Below are 25,932 nucleotides of genomic sequence, written 5' to 3'. Positions count from 1 at the left end.
GCGGACCTCATTCCCTGTTGTCCGGATCCCCCTGCTTCCTGAGACAATCCTAAGAGGTCCGGTTACGGATGGGGCGGGATCGACCGACCTACTCCGGCGTGGCGTGCTTATCCTGAACGCGTGCGAGGGGATGGCGACGGCTGGGTGGTGTCCGACACCGGCACGCCCTACTGGGGACGGCACGGTGCCGCCGGCCTGTTGTTGCGTGCCCCGCGTCCCGACGGCAGCCCCGCGGTCCTGCTTCAGCACCGCGCCCCGTGGAGCCACCAGGGCGGCACCTGGGCGCTGCCCGGCGGAGCCCGCGACAGCCATGAAACCCCCGAGCAAGCCGCGGTCCGCGAGGCGCACGAGGAGGCCGGGCTGCTCGCCGAGCACGTACACGTCCGCGCGACCGTCGTGACCGCGGAGGTCTTCGGCGCGGGCGGCGCGCACTGGAGCTACACCACCGTCGTCGCCGACGCACCCGAGCTGTTGACCACCGTCGCCAACCGGGAGAGTTCCGAGCTGCGCTGGGTGGCCGAGGACGACGTGGTCGAGTTGCCCCTGCACCCGGGTTTCGCCGCCAGCTGGGAACGACTGCGGATCACCACGATGCTGCGCGCACACGATCACGACCAGTGCCGCCAGCCGTTGCCCCACACCGTGGAGATCTCCTCAGGGGTGTTCGCCTGGTGCACGTCGACCGCCGCCGAGGTCAGCTAGCCGGTGCGGCGGGCAGCAGCGCGCCGAGTCGCTGCGCGGCGGCCTTCGGATCGTCGGCCGCGGTGATCGCCCGCACCACCACGATGCGGGTCGCGCCGGCGGCCAGCACGTCCGGTAGCCGCTGCTCGTCGATCCCGCCGATCGCGAACCACGGGCTGGCCGGCGACATCGCCGCCACCTCGCGCACCAGATCCAGGCCGGGCGCCGGGCGGCCCGGCTTCGTCGGTGTCGGCCAGCACGGCCCGACACAGAAGTAGTCGACGTCCTCGGTCATCGCGCGAGCGGCCTCGTCGATCGCGTGGGTGGACCGGCCGATCACGGTGCCCGGGCCGACGATGTCGCGGGCCACCGCCAGCGGCAGGTCGTCCTGGCCCAGATGCAGCACGTCGGCGCCGGCCGCGCGGGCGATGTCGGCACGGTCGTTGACCGCCAGCAGCGCACCGTGGCGGCGGGCCGCGTCGGCCAGGATCTCGAGCGCGGCCAGCTCGTCGCGGGCCTCCAACGGACCGAACTGCTGCTCACCGGGGGAACCTTTGTCGCGCAACTGCACGATGTCGACCCCGCCGGCCAGCGCCGCGTCGGCGAACTCGGCCAGATCACCGCGTTCGCGCCGGGCATCGGTGCACAGGTAGAGCCGTGCGGTGGCGAGCCTGGTCTGGGGTTCGTGCACACCGCGACGGTAGCGGCTAGCGTGGACGGTTGGCACGGGAGCCCCGGGAGCGGGGCTGAGAGTGGAGCAGCACACCCTCCAGACCGTCACCACCTGATCCGGGTCATGCCGGCGAAGGAAGCGAAAGGGACATGTCGAAGGAATCTCTGGCCGTCGTCGGCGGCGGCGTCATCGGTCTGGCGGTGGCCCGCCGCGCCGCTGCGGACGGCCTGTCGGTGCGGGTGCACCGCGACCCGGCCGCCCACGGCGCCTCCTGGGTGGCCGGCGGCATGCTCACCCCGCACAGTGAAGGCTGGCCGGGCGAGGAGAAGCTGCTCCAGCTCGGTCTGGAATCGCTGCGCCTGTGGCACGGCGGTTTCCTCGACGGCCTGCCCGCCGATGTGGTCACCGCACGCGAGTCGCTGGTGGTCGGCGTCGACCGCGCCGACGCCGCCGACCTGCGCACCGTCGCCGAGTGGCTGGCCGCTCAGGGACAGCCGGTCACCGTGACGACCTCCGCGCGTGACACCGAACCACTTCTGGCCCAGGGCATCCGGCACGGCTTCATCGCCGCCGACGAGCTCGCCGTCGACAACCGCAAGCTGGTGGCCGCGCTGGCCGCGCATTGCGAGCAGCTCGGAGTGCGGTGGGCGCCCCCGGTGCAGCGGCTCGACGACGCCCGCGAAGGCACCGACACCGTGGTGATCGCCAACGGCATCGATGCGCCCGCGCTGTGGCCCGGCCTGCAGGTCCGCCCGGTCAAGGGTGAAGTGCTGCGGTTGCGCTGGCGCCGCGGGTGTATGCCGGTGCCGCAGCGGGTCGTTCGAGCCAAGGTGCACGGCCGGTCGGTGTATCTGGTGCCCCGCGCCGACGGCGTGGTGGTCGGCGCGACGCAGTACGAACACGGCCGCGACACCGCCCCCAGCGTGACCGGGGTACGGGAACTGCTCGATGACGCCTGCGAGGTGATGCCGTCGCTCGGCGAGTACGAGCTGGCCGAATCCGCGGCCGGGCTGCGGCCGATGACTCCGGACAACGTGCCGATCGTCGGCCGCCTCGACGACCGCACCCTGGTGGCCGCCGGGCACGGCCGGTCGGGATTCCTGCTGGCGCCCTGGACCGCGCAGCGGATAGCCGCCGAACTGATGGGAGCACGAGCGTGAAGGTGATGGTCAACGACGAGGAGCGCGAAGTCGACGACGGCACCACCGTGTCGGCACTTCTGGAATCGCTCGGCTTCCCCGACCGCGGTATCGCGGTCGCGGTGAACTGGACGGTTCTGCCTCGCTCGCAATGGGATTCCGCGGTGCCCGTGGGCGCCCGGGTGGAAGTGGTCACGGCGGTGCAAGGTGGTTGAGCCGCTCACCATCGCCGGCCGCACCTTCGGCTCGCGGTTGATCCTGGGCACCGGCGGTGCGCCCAACCTGACCGTGCTGGAAGAAGCGCTGGTGGCCTCGGGAACCGAGCTGACGACCGTCGCGATGCGCCGGGTCGACGCCGAAGGCGGCACCGGCGTGCTCGACCTGCTCGCCCGCCTGGAGATCACCCCGCTGCCCAACACCGCGGGCTGCCGCGGTGCGGCCGAGGCGGTGTTGACCGCGCAACTGGCCCGCGAGGCGCTCGGCACCGACTGGGTCAAACTCGAGGTCATCGCCGACGAGCGGACACTGCTGCCCGATGCCGTCGAATTGGTGCGTGCGGCAGAACAATTGGTCGACGACGGGTTTGTGGTGCTGCCCTACACCAACGACGACCCGGTGCTGGCCCGGCGCCTCGAGGACACCGGTTGTGCGGCGGTGATGCCGCTGGGCTCGCCGATCGGCACCGGGCTGGGGATCTCCAACCCGCACAACATCGAGATGATCGTCGGTGCGGCCGGCGTGCCGGTGATCCTGGACGCCGGAATCGGCACCGCCAGCGACGCCGCGCTGGCGATGGAGCTCGGTTGCGACGCTGTCCTTCTGGCCAGCGCGGTCACCCGCGCGGCCGATCCACCGGCGATGGCGGCGGCGATGGCGGCCGCCGTCACCGCGGGTCTGCTGGCCCGGCACGCCGGGCGAATCCCCAAGCGATTCTGGGCGCAGGCCTCCAGTCCGTCGCTGAGCTGGCAGGACGCGTGAATCGGTATGTGGCACTAGGTAGTTCGATGGCGGGCGGGCCGGGGATCCGGCCACGGGCAGCTGGCTCGCCGTGGGCCGCCGGACGGTCGGCACGCAACTACGCGCACCTGACGGCGCACGAGTTGGGCCTGCACCTCGTGGACGTGACGTACTCCGGGGCGACCACCGCCCACGTCCTGCGTGAGCGCCAGCACGGCGCCCAGCCGCAGATCGAGGCGCTGGACGGAACGGAAGCTCTCGTCACCGTCACCATCGGCGGCAACGACGTCGGTTATGTCCCACTGCTGTTCGCCGCGACGCTGCCGTCGGTGCTGCGCGGTATGCCGGTGCTGGGCGCCCGGTTGCGCGAGTTGCTGGATCCCGCGGCCCGCGACGCCGCGCTGAATCAGATCGGCGCATCGCTGCGGGACGTCGGCCATGCGCTGCGTGAGCGCTCCCCGCGAGCGCGAATCATGTTCGTGGACTATGTGACCCTGCTGCCGCCGCCGGGCATTCCGGCACCGCCGCTGCCCGGCGATGTCGCCGACCTGGGCCGCCACGTCGCACAACGACTGGCCGAGGAGACCGCCGCGGCCGCCGAGGCCACCGGCTGCGAGATCGTGCCGGCCGCCGACGCCAGCCGCGACCACCACGCATGGTCCGACGAGCCGTGGACGCTCGGCGCCGGGTCGTTGTTGCCGTGGCGGCCGAAGCCGTTTCACCCCAACGCCGCCGGAATGCGGGCGGTCGCAGACCTGGTGGTGGCGCGGTTCGCTCAGCCGTAGGTGTTGGCCGGCGGGTCGATGCGGGTGACGACCGACACCTCGAGCGTCGGAATCGACGATGTGCCGGAGTAGGTCTGGCCAGCAGGCACGGTCCCTTCCACCCGAAGCCAGGTGTTCTCCGGCAGTGCCGCCGCGGTAGCCGCCGCCGGCCCGGACAGGTGCAGCCGGGCCAGCTGCGCGTCCGCCGCGCAACAGATGATGACGATCTTGGCCAAATCGACCCGGTCGCCGTCGCGCAGGGTGAATCCGGTGGTGGTGATCGCTTTGCCGTCCAGACCGCCGACCTTGCCGACTGCCACCCGCATCAGAACTTCGGGCAGCGAGACGACCGGCGCGTTGCCGGGTGGCAGCGGCGGGAACGAGCGCGCGTTGGTCACCGACACTGTCGCCGGCGCCGCCGCTCGCGCGCTCAACGCCGGGGGCACCACGAAGATCAGCAACACCACCGGGACGACCAGCAGCCAGACGATCCCGCTGTGGTGCGCGTGATCGGAGTGCTCTGTGGCGGCGCCACCGTTGCGGATGTCGCGGGCGATCGACACCAGTGCCAGCGCAATCACCACCACCGCCGAGATCGCCAGCCACGGCAGCATCGAGGTTTTGACGTAACGGGTGTAGGCGCCGGTCACCGTCACCATCACCAGGGCGATCCCGACGATCAGCAGCAGGGTGTTCTCGGTCTCGCGTCTCACAGCAGCACCAGGCCCACCGCCGTGGCCAGCACGGTCGCCACCACCAGCGTGACCGGGGCGAACCGCACCGCGAACGCCCGGCCGAACAGACCCGCCTGCATGGCAACCAGTTTGACGTCGACGGCCGGGCCGACCACCAGGAACACCAGCCGCGGGATCAGCGGCACCATGGTGAGGCTGGCGGCCACGAACGCGTCGGCTTCCGAGCACAGCGCCAGCACGAACGCCAGCAGCGCCATGGTGATCACGCCGAGCAGCAGATGACCGGCCACATGCTCGAACATCCACGGCGGCACCACGACTCGCAGGGTGGCCGCCGCAGCGGCGCCGATCACCAGATAGGAGCCGGCCTGCAGGAAGTCGTGGCGCGCGGCCTCGGTGAACACCGCCGCACGGGACTGGCCGTCGACCTGGGGACGGGGCAGCCTGCGGGTCACCCAGCCCGGCCGGCCCCATCGCGACCAGAGCACGCCCATCACCACCGCGGTGGCCAGCGAGGCCAGCGCGCGGGCGGCCACCATCTGCGGCTGACCGGGGAAGGCCACCGCGGTGGCCACCAGCACCACTGGATTGATCGCGGGTGCGCTGAGCATGAACGTGAGCGCGGCCGCGCCGGTGGCACCGTCGCCGAACAGCCGCCGAGCCACCGGAACCGAACCACACTCACAGCCGGGCAGTGCTGCGCCGGCCACCCCGGCGGCCAGTACTGCCGCAGGCGCGCGCCGGGGCAGCAGGCGGGCCAGCCGTGCGGGGGAGACGTACACGGCGATCAGGCCGCTGATCACCACACCGAGTACGAGGAAGGGTACGGCTTGCAGAAACACCCCGGCGAACACTGTCCCCGCGGTGGCCAGCCGGGGGTTGCCGGCCACCCCGTCGCGCATCCAGGTGCCCGCCAGCGCGCACACCACCAGCGCCGCCACTAACACCTCGGTCGAGGTGACCAGGCGGCGGCGCGGGGAGGTGACGGTCATCGGGCCCATGGTGCCACCTCCACCTGCGGATCCGGCAATGCGTCTAACCTGGGCGCGATGAAGCACAGACAGTTGGCCGCGGCGGCGTTCGCGGTCTCCGTTGTCGCCGTGGCGGGATGTGACCGTGCGGCCGATTCCGGCCAGCCGGTCGCCGCGGGCAAACCGGCCGCGCAGTTCGCCGACGGACTGCGCAAGCAGGTCACCACCGACGCCATGATGGCGCATTTGCAGAAGCTGCAGGACATCGCCGATGCCCACAACGGCACCAGGGCGGTAGGCACCCCGGGGTTCGACGCCAGCGTCGACTACGTGGTCGGCGTGCTGCGCGCCAAGGGGTTCGACGTGCAGACCCCGGAGTTCCAAGCCCGCGTGTTCAAGGCAGGCAAGCCCGACCTGCGGGTCGGCGGCGTCCCCGTGGAGGCCACCGCCGCCGAGTTCAGCCTCGGCACGCCACCGCAGGGCGTCAGCGGACCGCTGGTGGTCGCACCCGCCGACGACACGCCCGGCTGCGCCCCGGCCGACTACGACGGCCTGCCGGTCAAGGGCGCGGTGATCCTGGTCGACCGGGGCAGTTGCCCGTTCGCCGACAAGCAGGCCATCGGCGCCAAACTGGGTGCGGTCGCCATGGTCATCGCCAACAACGTCGACGAGAAGTTCATGGGGGCCACCCTCGGCGAGGACACCGATGTCGCGATCCCGGTGGTCGGTGTCAGCAAGGCCGACGGGGCGCGGCTGCGCGCCAACCCGGGGCCGACGACGCTCATCCTGGAGGCCGGCACCCAGGAGATCAACGCGCGCAATGTGATCGCCCAGACCAAGACCGGGTCCACCGGCAACGTCGTGATGGTCGGCGCGCACCTGGACAGCGTCCCCGAGGGGCCCGGCATCAACGACAATGGCTCGGGAGTGGCCGCGGTGCTGGAGACCGCCGTGCAGCTGGGCCCCACCCCGGATGTGAAAAACGCGGTGCGCGTTGCGTTCTGGGGAGCCGAAGAACTCGGCACCATCGGGTCGAGCAAGTACGTCGAGTCGCTGACGGTCGACCAACTCAAGGACATCGCGCTGTACCTGAACTACGACATGATCGGCTCACCCAACCCCGGCTACTTCACCTACGACGGTGACCAGTCCACCGCACCGGGCCGCAACGAGCGGGTGCCGCGGGTGCCGGAGGGGTCGGCCGGCATCGAGCGCAGTTTGGTCGCCTACCTCCAGTCAGCCGGAAAGACCGCCCAGGACACCTCGTTCGACGGCCGGTCGGACTACGACGCCTTCACCATGGCCGGGATCCCGTCCGGCGGCCTGTTCTCCGGCGCCGAAGAGAACAAGACCGCCGATCAGCAGAAGCTGTGGGGCGGTACCGCCGATGCGCCGTTCGATCCGAACTACCACAAGAACACCGACACCCTGGCCCACATCGACCGCACCGCACTGGGCATCCTCGGCGGCGGGGTGGCGTTCTCGGCCGGCCTGTATGCCCAGGACATGGAGGGCCGCAACGGGATTCCGATCCGCGAGGACCGCACCCGGCACGCGGGCACGGTCTCCTAGTTCATCGTCGGCGATCGAAGATCAGCGTCCGCAGACTCGCCACAGCTCCTCTGCACGCGCCAGGCCGGCGCGGCGGAGGCGTTCGCCGATGACCGGCAGTCGCAGCCAGTGCAACACCGGCTCCTTGACTGCCGGCTCGATCGGCTCGCGCACGGTGAACGCCCACTCCACCAGTTCGGCGAGGTGCTCGGCGGCAGGCGCGGTGTCCATCGACTGCCAGCGCGCCAGCTGCGGCCGCAGTGGTTGGTCACTCCAGTAGGTGAAGTCGATGAGTGTCGGGCTGTCGGAGAAATAACCCAGCGCGGCTGGGTAGCTGTTGAGCAGGGCGACCCACAGGGAGTCCACCAGCTCGGCGACCGCTGCGGATTCCGCTGCCGGCCATGACGGCACGCGTCGGCGTAGGCCGCGCAGGTCGAAGGCGAACACCGGCGACGGCTCCGCGAGCAGCGCATCGATCAGCCGCGGGAAGAAATACCGGAAGTCGTTGTCGCCCAACGACATCACATGGACAGCTTCCAGCTGCATGAGCGACAGCGAACGCAGCGGGGTCGCCCGGATCTCGGCGGCCGACCATTGCGGGCCGCACTGCTCGCACACCTGCAGACCGGCGGGGAAACCGTACCCGGCGAAGGCCGCGTACAGCCGCTCGATCATCGCCCAGGGGCCCCACGGGCCCCGCGCAGCACGCCCAGCCCTCGCATGCCGTGGTACACGACCAGCGCCGCGATCGAGCCCAGCGCGATACCGGTGAACGTCAACGTGCCGAGCGTCCAGGTGAAGTCGGCGATCCCGATGATCAAGGCGATCGCCGCGGTCATCTGGTTGATCGGCAGGCCGAAGTCCACCTGATTGGTCAGCCAGATCCGCACGCCCAGCACGCCGACGAGCCCGTAGAGCACGATGGTGGCACCGCCGAGCACACCGGGCGGAATCGCCGAGATGGTGGCACCGACCTTGGGGCACAACGCCAGAACGATCGCCGTCACGCCGGCCACCCAATAGGCCGCGGTGGAGTAGACGCGGGTCGCGGCCATCACCCCGATGTTCTCGGCGTAAGTGGTGGTGGCCGACCCGCCACCGAGACCCGCCAGCACCGTCGCGACCCCGTCGGCGGCCAGTGCGCGACCGGTCAGCGGGTCGGTGTCGACGCCGGTCATCTGCCCCACCGACTTCACATGCCCGATGTTCTCGGCCACCAGCGCGATCACCGCCGGCAGGAACATCGGCAGCACCGACAGGTTCAGCGTCGGCGTCTGGAAAGTCGGCAGTCCGATCCAGCCGGCCGCGGCGATGCCCGAGGTGTCCACGTCGCCGAGGGCCAACGCGAGCAGATAGCCCGCGACCACCGCCAGGAAGATCGCCAGTCGCCCGATGATGCCACGAAAGAACGCCAGCGCGGCGACCAGCAGCACCAGCGTGACGACGCCAACCAGCGGGCCCTTCTCGAAGTTCGTCTTGGCCGCCGGCGCCAGGTTGAACCCGATCAGCGCGACGATGGCGCCGGTGACCACCGGCGGCAGGGCGACCTCGATCCAGTGCGTCCCAGCCAGCTGCACGACCAGGCCGATTCCGATCAGCAACGCCCCGACCGCGATCAGCCCGCCCAGCGCGCTGCCCGCCCCGTGCGAGGCGACCGCCGCGGTAACCGGAGCGATCACCGAGAAGCTGGAACCCAGATAACTCGGCAGCCGGTTGCCGGTGATCACCAGGAACAGCAGTGTGCCGATTCCGGAAAACAGCAGCGTGGTGGCCGGCGGGAAGCCGGTCAGCACCGGCACCAGGAACGTGGCGCCGAACATCGCGACCACGTGCTGGGCGCCGATCCCCAGCGTGCGGGGCCAACTCAGTCGTTCGTGCGGCGCCACGACGAAGGTCTCGTCGGGGCGGTTGTCAACCGGCGTCCACGTCATCGGAATCACGCTTGGAAACTCAACCGCATGCGGGCGCGCCGCGCATGCTAGACGGATGAACTGGAGCGCCGTCGCACCCGGGCTGGAACAGTTTCGCGGCTACCGGCGGTCCTGGCTGCGCGGGGACGTCGTCGCCGGCCTGACCGTGGCCGCCTACCTGATCCCTCAGGTGATGGCGTACGCGACGGTAGCGGGACTGCCCGCCGTGGTGGGGTTGTGGGCCGCGCTGGCGCCGCTGGCGGTGTATGCGCTGCTCGGCACGTCTCGGCAGTTGTCGGCAGGGCCGGAGTCCACCACGGCCTTGATGACCGCGACCGCGCTGGCCCCGTTGGCCGCCGGGGACGCCGGGCGATACGCCGCGCTGGCCGCGGTGCTGGCACTACTGGTGGGCGTGATCTGTCTGGCCGGTGGACTGGTGCGGCTGGGCTTCCTGGCCGACCTGCTGTCTCGGCCGGTGCTGGTCGGCTATATGACCGGGGTTGCGGTCATCATGATCGCGAGCCAGGCGGGCAAGGTCATCGGCGTGCCCGTCACCGGCGACGAGTTCGTCGAGCAGATCCGCTCGCTGGCCCACGTCGTCGGGGAGCCGCACTGGCCGACGGTGGTGTTCTCGGCAGCCGTGCTTGCGGTGCTGTTCGGGCTGGCCCGAGTGTTCCCCCGCTCGCCGGGGCCGCTGATCGCCATGCTGGCAGCCACTGTGGCGGTGGCGGTCTTCTCGTTGGACCACTACGGCATTCGGGTGATCGGCGACGTCCCGGCCGGTCTGCCACCGTTCGGATTCACCGGCATCCCGTGGCACGATGTGGGGACACTGGCGGCCGCGGCCGGCGGTATCGCGATCGTCGGCTTCTCCGACAACGTGCTGACCGCACGGACTTTCGCCGCCCGCAAAGGTCAACGCATCGACGCCAACGCCGAGCTGCGGGCCCTGGGCGCCTGCAACCTGGGTGCCGGCCTTTCTCACGGCCTGCCGGTCAGCTGCAGCGGCAGCCGCACCGCCGTCGGCGATCTGGTTGGCAGTCGAACTCAACTGTATTCCGTTGTCGCCCTGGGTGTTCTGGTGATCGTCACCGTCAGCGCCCACGGTGTGCTAGCCCAATTCCCCACCGCGGCGCTGGGGGCACTGGTGATCTTCGCCGCGCTGCGGCTCATCGACGTGGCCGAATACCGCCGGCTGGCGATGTTTCGCCGCAGCGAGCTGGTGCTGGCCGTGCTCACTGCAGCGGGCGTTCTCGGCCTCGGCGTGCTCTACGGGGTGCTGGCCGCGGTGGGCTTGTCTATTCTGGACCTGCTGCGGCGGGTGGCCCGCCCGCACGACAGCGTGCTCGGGTTCGTGCCCGGCGTTCCCGGAATGCACGACATCGACGACTACCCGCAAGCCCGTCTGGAGCCGGGCTTGCTGATCTACCGCTACGACGCCCCGCTGTTCTTCGCCAACGCCGAGAATTTTCGTACCAGAGCACTGGCGGCGGTCGACGACAATCCGGACCCCGTCGAATGGTTCGTGGTCAATGCCGAGGCCAACGTCGAGGTAGACCTCACCGCGCTCGATGTCCTGGACCAGCTGCGGATGGAACTCAACCGTCGCGGCATCGAGTTCGGGATGGCCCGGGTGACCTGGCATCTGCGGGAGGCGCTGCAGGCGGCCGGTCTGCTCGACAAGATCGGCGAGGACCACATCTTCATGACGCTGCCCACTGCGGTGGAGGCCTACCGTAACCGGCGCACGGCGTAGATCAACGCACCGAGCGTGAGCACCGCCAGGCCGGCGACCACTGCGCCCAGCGGCAATGCGACGGCAAGGACCAGGCAGCCGATGAACCCCAGTGCGGGTACCAGGCGGCGGCCGAGCGTCCACGCCGAGGCGTTGGCGATCGCGTAGTACACCAGCACCGCGAACGACGAGAAGCCGATCACCCCACGCACGTCGGCCACCGCGGCCAGCACCGCGACGACCACTCCGACCGCGACTTCTGCGCGGTGCGGCACCCCGAAACGGGGATGGACGACGGCCAGCCCGGCCGGCAGGTGGTTGTCGCGCGCCATCGCCAGCGAGGTGCGGGACACGCCGAGAATCAGCGACAGCAGCGAGCCCAGTGCCGCCACCGCGGCGCCGACCCGCACCACCGGTTCGAAGCCACCGGCACCGGCCGCGCCCACCGCCTCGGCCAATGGTGCTGCCGCCGTTGTCAATCCGTCGGCGCCGAGCACCGAAAGCACAGTCACGGCAACCGCGGCATAGACCACCAGGGCAAGCCCCAATGCCAGCGGAATCGCCCGAGGGATCGTGCGCGCGGGGTCGCGCACCTCCTCGCCGAGGGTGGCGATCCGTGCGTAACCGGCGAAGGCGAAGAACAACAGCCCGGCGGCCTGCAGCACCCCGAGAACCGTTGCGTCACCGAGTCGCAGGTTCCCGACGTCGGTACGCCCGGAGGCCGTCACGATCACCACGACCGCGGCCAGCACTGCGAGCACGACGGCGACGATGATCCGGGTCAGCAGTGCCGACTTCTGGATCCCGCGATAGTTGACGGCCGTGAGCGCCACCACCGCGGCGACCGCCACCGCATGCGCATAGGCCGGCCACACGTAGAACCCGACGGTCAGTGCCATCGCGGCGCAGGAGGCGGTCTTGCCGACCACGAAGCTCCAGCCGGCGAGGTAGCCCCAGAAATCACCGAGTCGCTCGCGGCCGTAGACGTAGGTGCCACCGGATTGCGGGTAGCGCGCCGCCAGCCACGCCGAGGACATCGCGTTGCAGTAGGCGACCGCGCCGGCCAGTGCCAGGCCGACCAGCAGCCAGGACCCCGCCGCGGCTGCCGCCGGGGTCAGCGCGACGAAGATTCCGGCCCCGACCATCGAACCGAGCCCGATGATCACGGCGTCGGTGGTACCGAGGCGGCGCGCCAGGTTGTTCACGCGCGGGATGCTAGACGGCCAAGATGAATGCGGACCGGCTTGGGCACGGTCGCCCGCGCCCAGGCCGGTCCGGCACGGTCCCCCGACCCATTTCGCGTGGCATCCTCAAAAACCAACGACGTACGCGTCGCCGTGCCCGACCAATGTAAGGCAAAAAGTTGACGGCGTCGTCAATCTTGTCGGAACTGTGATCTTGAAGAGCTCAGCGATTGCGGGCCACGTTGGCGCCCAGATAGGCGCCGTAGGCCAGCAATCCGGCCAGCGCCAGCTTGCGGGTCTTCGGCGCCACCAAGGCCAGTCCGATTGCGGTCTCGATCCCGCCGTCGATGTAGGTGTGCTGCAGCGTGTTCTCCGGGAACGCCGACTTGGTGGCCGATTCGAACAACTCCGGGCGCACGAAGTGCGACAGCCCGGTCAGGGCCACGGCCACCCCGGTCAGCTTGATCAACGGCTCTGCAGACATCGACATCCTCTCGGTCTCACCTGATGTGGTAATCGGACACCGGGTAGGTCGAGGCTTCGCGTACCGCGGTACGCGTCGACATCGGCCGCAGCAGGGTCGCCTCACCACTGGGATTGAAATAGTACGACCGCGCCGATGCGCAGTTGCCTTGGGTGAACAGAGTGTCCCCGAGCAATTCGGTCATCCGGTCCAGATACCGGGTGTTGGCTTCCTCGGTGATCTCGAATGTGGTTGCCCCGCGCCGCTTCAGCTCGCCGAACAGCCGGTCCATGTGCCGCATCTGGTATTCCATCGAGTTGAAGAAGTTCAACCCGAGGAACGCGTACGGGCTGGCCAGGCTCAAGAAGTTCGGGAAGTAGGGCACCGCCACGCCCTGATAAGCCTGGAACCGGGTGTCACGCCACCACTTTCCGAGGTTGCGTCCATCGCGGCCGATCACCTCGAAGGCGGGGAAGTTCGCTTCCCAGATGTCATACCCGGTGGCCAGCACCAAGGTGTCGATGACGGCCTTGGTGCCGTCGTTGGCGACGATCCCGTCCGCCTCGATGTGGTCGATGCCGCTGGTCTGCAGGTGCACATTGGGCTTGGTGAACGCCCGGTAGTACTTGTTGGAGAAGGTTGGCCGCTTGCAGCCGAAGTCGTAGTCCGGGGTGAGCTCACGGCGCAGTTCCTTGTCCCGGATCGTCGCGAACCGCCACATCTTGGCCAGGTCGGCGGCGGCGATCGTGATGCGCGGGGTGAACCGCAGCACGCCCACCGAGATCATGAACTCGTAGAGCCAATCGGTGATCGCGCGGATGGCCCGCTGGGTGGCCGGCACCCGGGCGAACAGCCGCTTGGCCCGCGCCGAGAACTTGATGTCGACCTTGGGCACCACGTAGATCGCGGTGCGCTGATAGACGGTCAGATCGGCGGCGTCGCGGGCCAACTCGGGGATCAGCTGAACGGCGGTGGCCCCGGTGCCGATGATGCCGATCTTGCGGTTGGCCGGGTCGTAGCTGTCGTCCCAGTCGGCGGTGTGGACGATCGTGCCCTCGAAGCTGTGGATGCCGGGGATCTCCGGGGTGAACGGCTGGGACAGGAAGCCGGTCGCGGTGATCAGGTAGCGCGCCGCCAACGTCTCACCGCCGGCCAGCGTTACCTGCCAGCGCGCGGCTTCCTCGTCCCAGCGGGCGCTTTCGACGGTCGAGTTGAACCGGATGTGGCGACGCACGTCGTACTTGTCGGCGACGTTGTCGGCGTACTGCTTGATCTCGGCGCCGGTGGAGAACAGCCGATTCCAGTTCGGGTTGGGCTCGAAGAAGTAGGAATAGGTGGTGGTCGGCACGTCGACCGTCAGCCCGGGGTAGTGATTGACATACCAGGTGCCGCCGAGATCGTCCTCGCGGTCCAGCAGCACGAAATTGTCGAACCCCATGCGCTTGAGCTGGATTGCCGCACCGATTCCCGCGAAACCGGCGCCGACGATGATCGCGTCGAGCTGCGTTGCCATGCGGACAGAATACCGTATCTTACTCGCGAGTAAGGTGAAGCCATTTGGCCCAAGTCCTCGGGACCAACGGCGCTCCGATCCGGGATCGGGGCGGACTCAGCCCAGGAGGTGCTGCGCGGCGCCGACCGCAAGGGCGGGCACATCGAGCGTCTTGGAGCCCAGATCATGGCGGGCCCCGGTGATCTCGACGATGTCGACCGGCCCGCTGATCAACGTGGCGGCTTCTCGCAGTTCGGGGATGCTGCCGAACGGGTCGGCGGTGCCGTGGGTGAACACCGTCGGGGCGGTGATGGCGCCGAAGTGCTCGATGCGCAGCCGGTCGGGCTTACCAGGCGGGTGCAGCGGGTAGGAGAACAGGCTCAGCAGGGACACCAGCTCGGGCTGCTCGGCGGCGACCATCGACGTCTGCCGCCCGCCATAGGAGTGCCCGCCGGCGATCACCGGCCCGTCGGCCCAGCTGCGGGCCAGGGTGAGGGCCTCGACAATGCCGTCCCGGTCACCGGCGGCCGACCCCGACGGCGGCCCCTTCGGGCGGCGCCGCCGGTAGGGCAGGTTGTAGCGCACCGCCAACCAGCCGCGGGCCGCCCACTCGTCGCAGATCCGTACCAGCAATGGCGACTCCCGGCTGCCGCCGGCCCCATGGGTCAGCAGCACCACTCCGGCCGGCGCACCGTCGGGGGCGTGGGCGATGCCGGCGATCGCGTCGAGCTCGGCCGGGCTCACTCCTGTAGCCGCCACAGCGCCGACACCGGACCGTGGCCGCTGCCCAGGGGATAGGCCGCGCGCAGGCATTCGGTGACCCAGGCCTTGCCGAACGCGACCGCATCCGGCATCGAATACCCGTGGGCCAGCGCGCAGGCGGTGGCCGCGCCCAGCGTGTCACCGGCACCGTGGTCGTGGCCGGTGTCCACCCGCGGGGCATCGAACTCGTGGAAGTCGGTGCCGTTGTAGAGCAGGTCCGGGCTGTGCGCCGAACCGCGAAGGTGACCGCCTTTGACCAGAGCCCACTGCGGGCCCAGCGCGTGCAGTGCCTTGGCGGCGTCGCGCTGGGTCGCCTCGTCGACCACGTCGATGCCGACCAGTAGCCGTACCTCGTCGAGGTTGGGGGTGACCAGGCTGGCCAGCGGAAACAGCTCGGTACGCAGGGTGTCCAGTGCCGACGGGTGCAGCAGCGGGTCGCCGTGCATGGAGGCGCACACCGGGTCGACGACGAACGGTGTGGTGCCGGCCAGGCCGAGATCGCGCCAGGTCCCGGCGACGGTCTCGATGATCGGCGCGGAGGCCAGCATGCCGGTCTTGGCCGCCTGCAGGCCGATGTCGGTCACCACCGCCTCGATCTGGCCGGCGATGACATCGGTCGGGATCTCGTGAAAGCCCTTGACGCCCACCGAGTTCTGCACGGTGACGGCGGTGACGGCAACCAGTGAATGCACGCCGAGCAGCGCGAAGGTGCGCATGTCGGCCTGGATGCCCGCGCCACCACCGGAGTCGGAACCGGCGATGGTCATGACCCGTGGCGGGGTCTGGCCGGGTGGGGTCAGCGGCAGGTACTTCACGGCTGTGAGTGTTCCAGAGGGATGTAGACCCGGTTGCCGTGTGCGGCGAACTCCTCGGATTTGGCGGCCATGGCCTCGCGAATGTCGGCCGTGATGCGCATCGAGCAGAACTTCGGGCCGCACATCGAGCAGAAATGCGCGGTCTTGGCCGGCTCGGCGGGCAGCGTCTCGTCGTGGAACTCGCGCGCGGTGTCGGGATCCAGCGACAGCGCGAACTGGTCGTGCCAGCGGAAGTCGAACCGGGCCCGCGACAGTGCGTCGTCACGCTCCTGCGCGCGGGGGTGCCCCTTGGCCAGGTCGGCGGCGTGGGCGGCGATCTTGTAGGCGATCACCCCGTCCTTGACGTCCTTGCGGTTGGGCAGCCCGAGGTGTTCCTTCGGGGTGACGTAACACAGCATCGCCGTGCCGGCCTGGGCGATGATGGCCGCGCCGATCGCCGAGGTGATGTGGTCGTAGCCGGGGGCGATATCGGTGGCCAGCGGTCCCAGCGTGTAGAACGGCGCCTCGTCGCACAGTTCTTCTTCGAGCCGGACGTTCTCGACGATCTTGTGCATCGGCACATGGCCGGGTCCCTCGATCATCACCTGCACGCCGGCGGCTTTGGCGATGGTCGTCAGCTCGCCGAGGGTGGCCAGCTCGGCGAACTGGGCCGCGTCGTTGGCGTCGGCGATCGAGCCGGGCCGCAACCCGTCGCCGAGGGAGAAGGTGACGTCGTAGCGTCCGAGGATCTCGCACAGTTCCTCGAAGTTGGTGTACAGGAACGACTCTTGGTGATGAGCCAGGCACCACGCGGCCATGATGGATCCACCGCGGCTGACGATCCCGGTGACCCGGTTGACGGTGAGCGGGATGTGGCGCAACAGCACGCCGGCATGCACGGTCATGTAGTCCACGCCCTGCTCGCACTGCTCGATCACGGTGTCGCGGTACACCTCCCAGCTCAACCGGGTCGGGTCGCCGTTGACCTTCTCCAGTGCCTGATACATGGGCACCGTGCCGACCGGGACCGGGGAGTTGCGCAGGATCCACTCTCTGGTGGTGTGGATGTCGGCGCCGGTGGACAGGTCCATGATCGTGTCCGCACCCCATCGGGTGGCCCACACCATCTTGTCGACTTCCTCGGCGATCGAGGAGGTGACGGCCGAATTGCCGATATTGGCATTGACTTTCACCGCGAAGGCCTTGCCGATGATCATCGGCTCACTCTCCGGATGACGGTGGTTGGCGGGGATCACCGCCCGGCCGCGCGCCACCTCGGCGCGGACCAGTTCGGCGTCGACGCCCTCCCTGGTTGCGATGAACGCCATCTCGGCGGTGATCTCACCGGAGCGGGCCCGCTGCAACTGGGTACCGCGGTCGACCACCACCCCGGGCCGCGCGGGCAATCCGGCGTGCAGATCGATCACCGCGTGCGGATCGGTGTAGGGCCCGGAGGTGTCGTACAGGTCCAGATGGTCGTCGTTGCTCAGGTGCACGCGGCGGAACGGCACGCCCTCGCGATAGACCTTCGTGCTGCCGGCGATGGGGCCGGTGGTGATTTCGGGATTGACAACAGCACTCATTACACATCTCCCTACGCCGGCATTACCCGGACAGGTTCTACGGTCGACGGCGCGTCAGCCGTCCTCTCAGCGCACTCGTTGTGCGCTCCCGTGTGGTTGGTTTCCGTCGCCAACAGTAACCCACGCCGCAACGCGCGGCCGAGCGCGAGTTTCACGTTTGGCGGCGGCCTACTCGATCTTTCGCTGCGGAAGGTGAAATTCGACGGCCCGACCTCGCTCAGGGCCGCCAGCCGCGGGCGAGGAGCAGTCGCCGGGCGCGGCCGATGATCTCGGCGTCGCGGTCCTCCTTGATGACGTGATCGACCGCCCAGCCGAGACTTTCCACCTTCGAACGCGCGCGCAGGTCTTTCACGTAGGCGCGACGGCTTGTGCGGTGCACGTCCCCGTCGTACTCCGAGCCGACCCGGAATTGCTCCCAGCCCAAGTCGAGGATTCGCACCGCCTCCCAGCCCTTCAGCACTGGGACCTGAGTTGTGGGGCACGGCAGGCCGGCGTCGATGTACAACAGGCGCAGCCGCGTCTCTTGCGGTGAGGCGGCGCCGCCGTCGACGAGCGGCAGGACGTCGGCCAGCCGCTTCAGTCCTCGCACCCCGGGATATCGCTTGGCGAGGACGAGGACGTCCTCGGACGAGAACACTTGGTTGCGCATGAGCGCGTCCAGTCGAGCGACGGCTTCACCGCGCCGCAGATGCCGGCCCAGGTCGAATGCCGCGCGGGCGCGCACGACAACCGGGATACCGGAGACGGTGGTGACCTCGTCGGGTGCGATCGACTCCTGGCGGACAACCAAGCCTGGTTGCGGCCGGGCATGGCGCGGCGATATCAGCTCGATGGTGGTGTTCGGGTCGACCCAATTCGCGCCGTACAGTCCGGATGCCGCCACGCCGGTGATCACCGCCTGGCGGCCGGTCGCCAACCACGCCGCCTTCGCCCGATCCCATAACGTGACCGTCGCGTCCTTCGGCATGTACACACCGCGAAACAGCGGCTGGTACCAGCGGGCCAGCTCACTCCTGGTGAGCCGACCATCCGTCAGCGCCTCACGACCGATGAACACCGCCCGTTTGGCCATGGCGGGAGCATGTCATCGGGCACTGACATCGTTCCTCGCGTGGGAATCGATTTTCACGTTTGGCGTGGGTCTACCCGAACTTGTCCTGCGAAACGTGAAATTCGCGCAGGCCAGACGATTGGCCCTCGATGATTTGTATAGCTAACATATGCGTTATTGCGCCGCAGGCGCCCACTGATTGCGCTAGACGATTGCATACGAAACGAGATTTGCCCGTGACGACCGAGCTCGATCCCGCGCTGGCCGAAACCGACCGGCGCCGCCGCCGGATGGACCACGATCATCCGCACTACAAGTGGGTGGTGCTGTCCAACACCACGCTGGGCATTCTGCTGGCGTCGATCAACGCCTCGATCGTGCTGATCTCGCTGCCGGCCATCTTCCGCGGCATCGGCCTCAACCCGCTGGCCCCCGGCAACGTCAGCTATCTGCTGTGGATGTTGATGGGCTACCTGGTGGTGACGGCGGTGCTGGTCGTGCCGTTCGGCCGGCTCGGCGACATGTACGGCCGGGTGAAGATCTACAACATCGGCTTCGTGGTGTTCACCCTGGCGGCGATCGCGCTGTCGTTCGATCCGTTCCATCTCGACGGCGGGGCGATCTGGCTGATCGCCTGGCGGGTGATCCAGGGCATCGGCGGCGCCATGCTGATGTCGTCGTCGTCGGCCATCCTCACCGACGCCTTCCCGGCCAATCAGCGCGGCATGGCGCTCGGGGTCAACATGGTCGCGGCCGTGGCGGGCTCCTTTCTTGGCCTGCTGATCGGCGGCGTGCTCTCCGAAATCCATTGGCAGGCGGTGTTTTGGGTAGGTGTGCCGATCGGCATCCTGGGCACCATCTGGAGCATGCGCTCCCTGAAGGAACTGGGCGTGCGCAGCCCCGGCCGGGTTGACTGGGCGGGCACCGTGACCTTCGGTGTCGGCCTGACCGTCCTACTGATCGGAATCACCTACGGCATCCAGCCATACGGCGACTCGACGACCGGCTGGACCAATCCGCTGGTGCTGGGCTCGATCATCGGCGGACTGGCCCTGCTGGCGGGGTTCTGCCTCATCGAATTGCGGGTGTCGCAGCCGATGGTCGACATCCGGTTGTTCCGCTCGGCGGCGTTCGGCATGGGCAACCTCGCCGGGCTGATGTCGTCGGTGGGCCGTGGCGGCCTGCAATTCATGCTGATCATCTGGCTGCAGGGCATCTGGCTTCCGTTGCACGGCTACAGTTTCGAGTCCACCCCGCTGTGGGCCGGGATCTATCTGCTACCCGCGACGTTCGGTTTCCTGGCCGCCGCACCGATCGCCGGATCGCTGGCCGACCGGTTCGGCGCCCGGCCGTTCACGGTTGGCGGCATGGTGCTGATGGCCGTCACATTCGTTGCGCTGCTGATGATCCCGGTCAACTTCAACTACTGGGTGTTCGCTGTCCTGGTGTTCCTCAACGGCCTGGGCGGTGGCATCTTCACCGCCCCCAACACGGCGGCCATCATGTCCAGCGTTCCCGCCGCCCAGCGCGGGGCCGCCTCGGGTGTACGGGCGACGTTCTTCAACGCCGGCTCGTCGCTGTCGATCGGGATCTTCTTCTCGCTGATGATCGTCGGGCTGGCCCATACTCTGCCCAACGCCATGAGTCAGGGCCTTGCGGCACAGGGTGTTTCGCCCGACGTCGCCCACGACGTCGCCAACCTGCCCCCGGTCGGCAGCCTGTTCGCCGCCTTCCTGGGCTACAACCCGATCGCCGAACTGCTGGCTCCCTACGATGCGCTGCACCAGCCGGGAGTCAACGCCGACGTGCTCACCGGGCAGACGTTCTTCCCGAACCTGATCACCGAGCCGTTCCACTCCGGGCTGGTGGTGGTGTTCGGTGCCGCCGCGCTGATGATGGTGATCGGCGCGATCGCGTCGCTGTTCAACCCGGGCCGCTACGGCGCCGAACCGGTCACCGAGAGCCGGGAGCCCGCGCAGGCGACGGCCGAGTAGCCACCGGCGCCGCGGTGCCCTCGGCCACCCAGCGGTGCAGTCGCCCGGCGGTGCGCCACATCGCGGCCTGCATCTCATCAGGGCCCAGTTCGTCCTGAGCGCACGCCTTGAGCCGATCGGAAACCCGGATCAGCGTGCCGGCCGCCACCCGGGCGGTGCGGTCGCGCGAGGCCCGCATGCTTTCGGCCATCACCTCGCGGAGCTCGATGAGGTCACCGACCGCCCGGGAGCCCCCGGCCGGCCGTTCGCGGCGGTAGAGCGCGATGAGCGCGTCGATACACGTCAATGCCTGGTGTGCCGTGCTTTTGGGAATGAGGATGTCGGCGTCCATCGGGCCAGCCCAGCACACCCGCACGAACAGACCGTGACGAGCGCAGGACGGGCCGGGTTCACCAATCCGAACGGCCGACCAGAATCAGATCGTGCAGCGCGAACGCCGGCACGCCGAGCGCCTCGGACAGCGCGGCGGCGTAGGACCGGGCGATGCGCGGGCCGTCGCGCTGTTCGTCGAAATCACCGGTCAGGTCGACGGCGATCCGGCAGCCGAGGGTGTCGCCGGCCTCGACGACGTCGATGCGGTGCACCCCGGCGGGCGCCCGCAGCGCGGCGACGGCGGTGCGCACCTGCTCGACGGTGGCCGCCCAATCGACATAGACCGACACAAACGATCGCATCTCGAAGATCGTCGTTTCGATGACGCGCTATCGCCAGTCGAATCGCCGAATGTTCACCTGCCGGTAATGGCGCTTCATTTGCTCTGGAACGAGGACTGCAGCAGGGCCGCGTCGATGTGGCCGGGCGGGATGCCGGTGGTGGCGTAGAGGTACACCGCGGCGCGGAAAATCGAGCCGAGGGCGGTGAAGACGACGATCACCGCCAGCAGATACACCGCCCCGATCGCGATCAGCGCCGCCAGAACCGCCCCTCCCGCGGCAGTGCCGCCGGCGCCGTTGGCCAGCATCACGCCGACGGCGACGAAGGCGATCAACGGAAGCACGAACAGAAGTGAGATGAGGCCCAGTCCGCCTGAGCCGGCGAGGGATTCACCCCACGTGCGGCGCAGGATGCCCGATGAACGCTTGACCGCCTTGATCGGTCCGACCCCGTCGGTCACGAGTACTGGGACCACAAAATAAGTGGCGACTCCCCAGATCCCACTGAAGATGGCGCCGAGCAGTTCGCCGATGAACCCGAGTTTGTCGGTCAACAGCGTCTGCAAGGCCTGCAAGATCACGCCGACGGTCGCTGCGACCAGCGACCAGCCCAGAATCTGCGGCAGGCGCTTGCCCGCCGCGGCGAATCCCGAACCGATCGTGGGTGCCTGGCCGGCGAAGCTCTGCAGCGTGCATGCGATCAGCCCGGCGTTGCAGAACACGATGACGAATGTGCAGAGGAAATACCAAACGAACAACGCGGCGAGGACGATCGACTGTTCTGCCTTCTCGGAGACGTTCAGGGCTGCATCGGCGGTCGCCACCACGCCCGTCGGGATGATCATGACAGCGCTCACCGCGATCAGTGCGATGCCGGAGAGCACCGGGAACAGCGCCAGTTTCGGATAGGCCTTCAGGACCGACCAGCTCGCCCCGGCCATGCTCCAACCGCGCTTGAACGATTCGAACATCCCGGCCTCCTTGTCTGAAGCCTTCACGCGTCGGTGGATACCGTAGCGCGGGACTGTCCCAACTGCGCTCCAAAGCAGTGCGGGCTTCGGTAGTTTCACTGACCGTGCCCGTGCTGACGAACCGCCAGATCCTCCTTCGCCGCCGCCCGACCGGCCTGGTGCAAGCCGCCGACACCGAGCTGGTCACCACCGCCGCACCCGAACTCGCCGATGGCGAGGCGCTGCTGCGCACCACCTACGTGGGGCTCGACGCCGCAGCGCGCACCTGGCTCGACGACCAGCCGAGCTACCTGCCGCCGGTACAACTCGGCGAGGTCATCCGGGCGGCCGGGATCGGCGAGGTGGTCGAATCCCGGTGCCCGGCGTTCGCCGTCGGCGACGTGGTGACCACCCTGACCGGATTCCAGGACTACGCCGTCATCCGCGACGACGTGTTCAGCACGCCGATCCCCGGTGAAACCGACCAACTGGCCATCATGAGCGTGTACGGCCCGACCGGCGCCACCGCCTATTTCGGGATGACCGACATCGGCCGCCCGAAGGAAGGGGAGACCGTCGTGGTCTCCGCGGCGGCGGGCGCCACCGGTTCGGTGGCGGGACAGATCGCCAAGATCGCCGGTGCCCGGGTGGTCGGCATCGCCGGTGGCCCGGACAAGTGCCGGGCGGTGGTCGAGGACTTCGGCTTCGACGCCTGCATCGACTACAAGCACGACGACATCCCCGCCGCACTCAAACAACACTGCCCCAAAGGCGTGGACGTCTACTTCGACAACGTCGGCGGCCCGATCCTCAACGCGGTGCTGGGCCGGCTGGCCCCCAAGGCCCGGGTGGTGCTGTGCGGCGTCATCTCCAGCTACCTGAGCGGCGACCATCCGGGGCCGTCCAACTACGTCAACCTGCTGGCCAAGACCGCCACCATGCAAGGATTCAACGCCCTGGACATGTGGGGGCGCTTCGACGAGGCCTTCGCCGATCTGCGTCGCTGGGAGTCTGAGGGCAAGTTGGTGCACCGCGAGACGGTGTTCGACGGGCTGGAATCCTGCGTCGACGCCCTCAACGGCCTGTTCACCGGTGCCAACATCGGCAAGATGCTGGTGAAGGTCAGCGAGCCGACCACGGTCTGAGCGGCTACCGGCTCAGCTCCACCAGCACCGGTGCGTGATCGCTGGGTGCCGGGTCGCCCTTCTTGCCCGGACGGCGTTCGTCCTTGACGATCTCGGCGTGCGTCACCCGCTGCGCCAGACCCGGTGAGCCCAGGATGAAGTCGATGCGCATCCCGCGGCGCTTCTGAAACGCCAGCTGGGTGTAATCCCAGTACGTGTACACGCCCGGACCGGGAGTGAACGGACGCACCACGTCGGTGAACCGGGTCTCGACGATCGCATTGAACGCCGCGCGCTCCGGGGCCGACACATGGGTGGCCCCGTCGAACGCCGCGATGTCCCAGACGTCGTCGTCGTCCGGGGCGATGTTCCAGTCGCCGACCAGCGCGATCTGCTGCTGCGGATCGTCCTGCAGCCAGGACTCGGCCGTATTGCGCAGCGCGGCAAGCCATTCCAGCTTGTACTGATAATGCGGGTCGGCCAGTGTCCGGCCGTTGGGCACGTACAGGCTCCACACCCGGACCCCGGCGCAGGTGGCGGCCAGCGCGCGGGCCTCGGCCTTGGCGTCAGTGCCGTCCTTGCCCCACGAGGGCTGCCCGTCGAAACCGACCTCGACGTCGTCCAGGCCGACCCGCGAGGCGATCGCCACCCCGTTCCACTGGTTGAACCCGCAGTGCACCACCTCGTAGCCGGCCTCCAGGAACGGCATGGTGGGGAACTGGTCGTCGGCGCACTTGGTCTCCTGCATGGCCAGCACGTCGACGTCACCGCGCTGCAACCAGTCGACGACCCGGCCCACCCTGGCGCGAATCGAATTCACATTCCAGGTGGCCAGGCGCAAGACGTCGGCGGACATGGGCTACAGCGTACGTGCGGTCAACGACCGCGCATCGACGTAGCGATGGTGATGATGCAGCCGGAATCCCAGCGAGTGGTAGAGCAGGATCGCGCCGGTGTTGTCGCTGAGCACCTGGACGTAGGCCCTGGTCGCGCCCAGCTGCGCACCCCACTCCAGCAGGCTCCCGCACAGCCGGCGGGCATGGCCCCGCCTGCGGTGTGCGCCACCGACCTGCACCGCCGAGATCCCCAGCCAGCGGGTGCCGTCCGGGGCGCCCGTCACCGCACCGCGACCGACCGCCTCGTCGGCGATCGCGGCGAAGACCACGTCGCCGTCGACCACCGCGGTCAGCACCTCGACCGGCACCTCGCGCTGATAGCACTCGAGCCACCCGGCATCCGGCCGGTCGTGCAGCGTCACCGCCGGATCCGGACCGCCGCCGGTGTCGGTGAGGTCGGTGACCATCACCCGGTTGTGCTTGACCCCCTCGGCGCGAATCGGCAGCAGCCGCTCCGGCAGGGCCAGCCACGGCGGCAGCCCCCGCTGCCGATACCACTCGACGATCGCAGGCAGGCCGGCGATGGTTGTCGAGACATCCAGCGGCACAGCCGAGTTGGCCCTGCTGGTGTAACCGCCACCGGCCCGCAGGAACCAGCCGTCCTGCCAGCTCTGCTCGGTGCCCGGCCAGGCCAGCGCCGCCGCGTGCTCGAGCGCCCGGATCTCGGAGTTGCGGACCGCGACCATGCTGAGCTCGCGGACCGCCACCACATCGGTCGGTGACACCTGCACCCGGCCGTCGGACTTGGTGGCGAGCACGATCGTCGGGTCGACGGCCAGCAGCTCGCCGATCACGTCGGTCATCGCATGCGCGGCCCCCGCGGGCAGGCGATAGCGGATGCTCACCCGGCTGCCGACCGGCGGCAGGCTGGCCATCGGGGTCAGTGACCGAACGGGTCGGGCACCTTGCCCGGTGTCCAGGACAGGCCGGGCACCCCCCAGCCGTTCGACTTCACCGCGCGTTTGGCGGCGCGGGCGTGCCGCCCGATCAGCTTGTCGACATAGAGGAAGCCGTCGAGGTGGCCCGTCTCGTGCTGCAGCATGCGGGCGAACAGGTCATGCCCCTCCAGGGTGACCGGGTTGCCGTCGGCATCCAGGCCGGTCACCCGGGCCCACTTGGCCCGGCCGCACGGAAACGATTCGCCGGGCACCGACAGGCAGCCCTCGTCGTCGTTGTCCGGGTCGGGCATGGTCTCGGGGATCTCCGAGGTCTCGAGCACCGGGTTGATCACCACCCCTCGGTGGCGGGTGGTCTGGCCCCGCTCGTCGGCGCAGTCGTAGACGAACAGCCGCAACCCCACGCCGATCTGGTTGGCGGCCAGCCCGACTCCGTTGGCGGCGTCCATGGTGTCGTACATGTCGGTGATCAGCTCGGCCAGATCCGCGGGCAGCGAACCGTCGTCGCCGACCGGCACCGGAGCGGTCGGATTGTGCAGAACGGGATCACCCAGGATCACGATTGGTCTGACTGCCATGATCGGCAAGCTTAAGTCAGCCGACGCGCGGGCTCGGCTGCCATCCCAACCGGCACAACCGTGATTGAATGAGCGCCGAGCACAGGGACGTATTCAGCGGGTCTTCGAAAGGGTCAGCAGATCGAAATGGACGGCGCCATGGCACGGGCCGAGCGGTCCAATGACGACGCTGACCTCCCCGACGGGCTGACCCGCCGCGAATACGACATCCTGGCCTTCGAACGGCAGTGGTGGAAGTACGCCGGCGCCAAAGAAGAGGCCATCAAGGAGCTCTTCTCCATGTCGGCCACCCGCTACTACCAGGTGCTCAACGCCCTTGTGGACCGGCCGGAGGCGCTGGCAGCCGATCCGATGCTGGTCAAGCGGCTTCGGCGGCTGCGGGCCAGCAGGCAGAAGGCGCGCGCGGCGCGGCGACTCGGCTTCGAGGTCCCCTGAT

The 25,932-nt window shown here is 69.0% G+C and carries 28 protein-coding genes and 2 riboswitches; of the genes, 10 read left to right on the top strand and 18 right to left on the bottom strand.

From position 1 onward, the window contains the following. The first annotated feature begins 120 nt into the window (after positions 1-120). Complete coding sequence (locus MSZK_RS07670; protein ID WP_199203230.1) at positions 121-702, top strand: NUDIX hydrolase; 582 nt, start codon at positions 121-123, stop codon at positions 700-702. Here MSZK_RS07670 and thiE read toward each other — a convergent pair. Continuing rightward, positions 695-1,372 carry a thiamine phosphate synthase gene (gene thiE / locus MSZK_RS07665; protein ID WP_099246451.1) on the bottom strand — a complete coding sequence of 226 codons (678 nt, stop codon included), beginning with the start codon at positions 1,370-1,372 and terminating at the stop codon, positions 695-697. The two genes, MSZK_RS07670 and thiE, sit on opposite strands and share 8 nt — an antisense overlap. A gap of 24 nt (positions 1,373-1,396) precedes the next feature. Then, a riboswitch (TPP riboswitch) is annotated at positions 1,397-1,509 on the top strand. Here thiE and thiO point away from each other — a divergent pair. The 4 genes from thiO to MSZK_RS07645 all read left to right on the top strand — a co-directional run bounded on the left by thiO (position 1,504) and on the right by MSZK_RS07645 (position 4,235). After that, positions 1,504-2,514, top strand: coding sequence for a glycine oxidase ThiO (thiO, locus tag MSZK_RS07660; RefSeq protein WP_099246449.1), 1,011 nt, complete (start codon positions 1,504-1,506; stop codon positions 2,512-2,514). Its footprint overlaps the riboswitch before it by 6 nt. Beyond that, positions 2,511-2,708, top strand: coding sequence for a sulfur carrier protein ThiS (gene thiS / locus MSZK_RS07655; protein WP_099246447.1), 198 nt, complete (start codon positions 2,511-2,513; stop codon positions 2,706-2,708). The genes thiO and thiS overlap by 4 nt, the downstream gene beginning before the upstream one ends. Next, a complete protein-coding gene (locus MSZK_RS07650; RefSeq protein WP_099246446.1) occupies positions 2,701-3,471 on the top strand; it encodes a thiazole synthase in 771 nt (256 codons plus the stop codon). The genes thiS and MSZK_RS07650 overlap by 8 nt, the downstream gene beginning before the upstream one ends. Next, positions 3,468-4,235 (top strand): SGNH/GDSL hydrolase family protein, encoded by a 768-nt coding sequence (locus MSZK_RS07645; protein WP_099246444.1) that lies wholly within the window; start codon positions 3,468-3,470, stop codon positions 4,233-4,235. Before MSZK_RS07650 ends, MSZK_RS07645 begins: the two co-directional genes overlap by 4 nt. Here MSZK_RS07645 and MSZK_RS07640 read toward each other — a convergent pair. Both MSZK_RS07640 and MSZK_RS07635 read right to left on the bottom strand, forming a co-directional pair. Next, the gene (locus tag MSZK_RS07640; RefSeq protein WP_099246442.1) at positions 4,226-4,927 is read right to left on the bottom strand and encodes a TIGR03943 family protein; all 702 of its coding nucleotides are present in this window, start codon (positions 4,925-4,927) and stop codon (positions 4,226-4,228) included. The genes MSZK_RS07645 and MSZK_RS07640 overlap by 10 nt on opposite strands. After that, complete coding sequence (locus MSZK_RS07635; protein ID WP_099246440.1) at positions 4,924-5,901, bottom strand: permease; 978 nt, start codon at positions 5,899-5,901, stop codon at positions 4,924-4,926. Before MSZK_RS07635 ends, MSZK_RS07640 begins: the two co-directional genes overlap by 4 nt. Positions 5,902-5,958: 57 nt before the next feature. Here MSZK_RS07635 and MSZK_RS07630 point away from each other — a divergent pair, with 57 nt between their 5' ends. Next, the gene (locus MSZK_RS07630; RefSeq protein WP_099246438.1) at positions 5,959-7,452 is read left to right on the top strand and encodes a M28 family metallopeptidase; all 1,494 of its coding nucleotides are present in this window, start codon (positions 5,959-5,961) and stop codon (positions 7,450-7,452) included. A gap of 21 nt (positions 7,453-7,473) precedes the next feature. Here MSZK_RS07630 and MSZK_RS07625 read toward each other — a convergent pair whose 3' ends face one another. Together MSZK_RS07625 and MSZK_RS07620 are read right to left on the bottom strand one after the other, a co-directional pair. Next, a complete protein-coding gene (locus MSZK_RS07625) occupies positions 7,474-8,106 on the bottom strand; it encodes a hypothetical protein (protein WP_099246436.1) in 633 nt (210 codons plus the stop codon). After that, positions 8,103-9,362: a uracil-xanthine permease family protein gene (locus tag MSZK_RS07620; protein WP_099246434.1), complete on the bottom strand. Its 1,260-nt coding sequence runs from the start codon at positions 9,360-9,362 to the stop codon at positions 8,103-8,105. The genes MSZK_RS07625 and MSZK_RS07620 overlap by 4 nt, the downstream gene beginning before the upstream one ends. A 55-nt stretch (positions 9,363-9,417) precedes the next feature. On the opposite strand from MSZK_RS07620, the gene MSZK_RS07615 reads away from it, so the two are divergent. After that, positions 9,418-11,097 carry a SulP family inorganic anion transporter gene (locus MSZK_RS07615; protein WP_099246432.1) on the top strand — a complete coding sequence of 560 codons (1,680 nt, stop codon included), beginning with the start codon at positions 9,418-9,420 and terminating at the stop codon, positions 11,095-11,097. On the opposite strand, the gene MSZK_RS07610 is transcribed toward MSZK_RS07615, so the two are convergent. The 7 genes from MSZK_RS07610 to MSZK_RS07580 all read right to left on the bottom strand — a co-directional run bounded on the left by MSZK_RS07610 (position 11,073) and on the right by MSZK_RS07580 (position 18,426). Then, positions 11,073-12,290, bottom strand: a complete 1,218-nt coding sequence (locus tag MSZK_RS07610; protein ID WP_099246430.1) for an APC family permease — start codon at positions 12,288-12,290, stop codon at positions 11,073-11,075. The two genes, MSZK_RS07615 and MSZK_RS07610, sit on opposite strands and share 25 nt — an antisense overlap. A gap of 193 nt (positions 12,291-12,483) precedes the next feature. After that, positions 12,484-12,744, bottom strand: coding sequence for a hypothetical protein (locus tag MSZK_RS07605; protein ID WP_099246528.1), 261 nt, complete (start codon positions 12,742-12,744; stop codon positions 12,484-12,486). 16 nt (positions 12,745-12,760) lie between these two features. Continuing rightward, positions 12,761-14,236, bottom strand: coding sequence for an NAD(P)/FAD-dependent oxidoreductase (locus MSZK_RS07600; protein WP_099246428.1), 1,476 nt, complete (start codon positions 14,234-14,236; stop codon positions 12,761-12,763). Between the two features lie 96 nt (positions 14,237-14,332). Next, a complete protein-coding gene (locus MSZK_RS07595) occupies positions 14,333-14,959 on the bottom strand; it encodes an alpha/beta family hydrolase (protein ID WP_099246426.1) in 627 nt (208 codons plus the stop codon). Further along, complete coding sequence (gene thiD, locus MSZK_RS07590; protein WP_099246424.1) at positions 14,956-15,792, bottom strand: bifunctional hydroxymethylpyrimidine kinase/phosphomethylpyrimidine kinase; 837 nt, start codon at positions 15,790-15,792, stop codon at positions 14,956-14,958. The genes MSZK_RS07595 and thiD overlap by 4 nt, the downstream gene beginning before the upstream one ends. Then, the gene (thiC, locus tag MSZK_RS07585; RefSeq protein ID WP_199203229.1) at positions 15,789-17,354 is read right to left on the bottom strand and encodes a phosphomethylpyrimidine synthase ThiC; all 1,566 of its coding nucleotides are present in this window, start codon (positions 17,352-17,354) and stop codon (positions 15,789-15,791) included. Before thiC ends, thiD begins: the two co-directional genes overlap by 4 nt. Then, positions 17,346-17,456: riboswitch (TPP riboswitch) on the bottom strand. It overlaps the preceding gene by 9 nt. 115 nt (positions 17,457-17,571) lie before the next feature. Beyond that, positions 17,572-18,426 (bottom strand): hypothetical protein, encoded by an 855-nt coding sequence (locus MSZK_RS07580; RefSeq protein WP_102869253.1) that lies wholly within the window; start codon positions 18,424-18,426, stop codon positions 17,572-17,574. A gap of 269 nt (positions 18,427-18,695) precedes the next feature. On the opposite strand from MSZK_RS07580, the gene MSZK_RS07575 reads away from it, so the two are divergent. Further along, the gene (locus MSZK_RS07575; RefSeq protein WP_099246522.1) at positions 18,696-20,399 is read left to right on the top strand and encodes an MFS transporter; all 1,704 of its coding nucleotides are present in this window, start codon (positions 18,696-18,698) and stop codon (positions 20,397-20,399) included. On the opposite strand, the gene MSZK_RS07570 is transcribed toward MSZK_RS07575, so the two are convergent. The 3 genes from MSZK_RS07570 to MSZK_RS07560 form a co-directional block, all read right to left on the bottom strand. Then, complete coding sequence (locus MSZK_RS07570; RefSeq protein WP_099246422.1) at positions 20,359-20,730, bottom strand: hypothetical protein; 372 nt, start codon at positions 20,728-20,730, stop codon at positions 20,359-20,361. The genes MSZK_RS07575 and MSZK_RS07570 overlap by 41 nt on opposite strands. A 58-nt stretch (positions 20,731-20,788) precedes the next feature. Next, on the bottom strand, positions 20,789-21,073 hold the full coding sequence (locus tag MSZK_RS07565) for a hypothetical protein (protein ID WP_099246420.1): 285 nt from the start codon (positions 21,071-21,073) through the stop codon (positions 20,789-20,791). A gap of 74 nt (positions 21,074-21,147) precedes the next feature. Then, positions 21,148-22,050 carry a DUF6159 family protein gene (locus MSZK_RS07560; RefSeq protein ID WP_099246418.1) on the bottom strand — a complete coding sequence of 301 codons (903 nt, stop codon included), beginning with the start codon at positions 22,048-22,050 and terminating at the stop codon, positions 21,148-21,150. Positions 22,051-22,127: 77 nt separating this feature from the next. Here MSZK_RS07560 and MSZK_RS07555 point away from each other — a divergent pair, with 77 nt between their 5' ends. Further along, positions 22,128-23,147 (top strand): NADP-dependent oxidoreductase, encoded by a 1,020-nt coding sequence (locus MSZK_RS07555; RefSeq protein ID WP_099246416.1) that lies wholly within the window; start codon positions 22,128-22,130, stop codon positions 23,145-23,147. 4 nt (positions 23,148-23,151) lie between these two features. On the opposite strand, the gene MSZK_RS07550 is transcribed toward MSZK_RS07555, so the two are convergent. The 3 genes from MSZK_RS07550 to MSZK_RS07540 are packed head-to-tail and all read right to left on the bottom strand — an operon-like array spanning position 23,152 to position 25,496. Further along, positions 23,152-23,967 carry an exodeoxyribonuclease III gene (locus MSZK_RS07550; protein WP_099246520.1) on the bottom strand — a complete coding sequence of 272 codons (816 nt, stop codon included), beginning with the start codon at positions 23,965-23,967 and terminating at the stop codon, positions 23,152-23,154. An 18-nt stretch (positions 23,968-23,985) separates the two neighbouring features. Further along, complete coding sequence (locus MSZK_RS07545; protein ID WP_099246414.1) at positions 23,986-24,897, bottom strand: GNAT family N-acetyltransferase; 912 nt, start codon at positions 24,895-24,897, stop codon at positions 23,986-23,988. A gap of 5 nt (positions 24,898-24,902) precedes the next feature. Further along, positions 24,903-25,496, bottom strand: a complete 594-nt coding sequence (locus MSZK_RS07540) for a peptide deformylase (RefSeq protein WP_099246412.1) — start codon at positions 25,494-25,496, stop codon at positions 24,903-24,905. Positions 25,497-25,622: 126 nt separating this feature from the next. Between MSZK_RS07540 and MSZK_RS07535 the strand changes: the two genes are divergently transcribed. Then, on the top strand, positions 25,623-25,931 hold the full coding sequence (locus MSZK_RS07535) for a DUF3263 domain-containing protein (RefSeq protein WP_099246410.1): 309 nt from the start codon (positions 25,623-25,625) through the stop codon (positions 25,929-25,931). Position 25,932 lies beyond the last annotated feature (1 nt).

This window comes from Mycobacterium sp. shizuoka-1, assembly GCF_002723835.1.
Classification (GTDB): Bacteria; Actinomycetota; Actinomycetes; order Mycobacteriales; family Mycobacteriaceae; genus Mycobacterium.
Note: the sequence above shows the minus strand (reverse complement) of the source record. Positions and strands in the feature narration are given on the sequence as shown.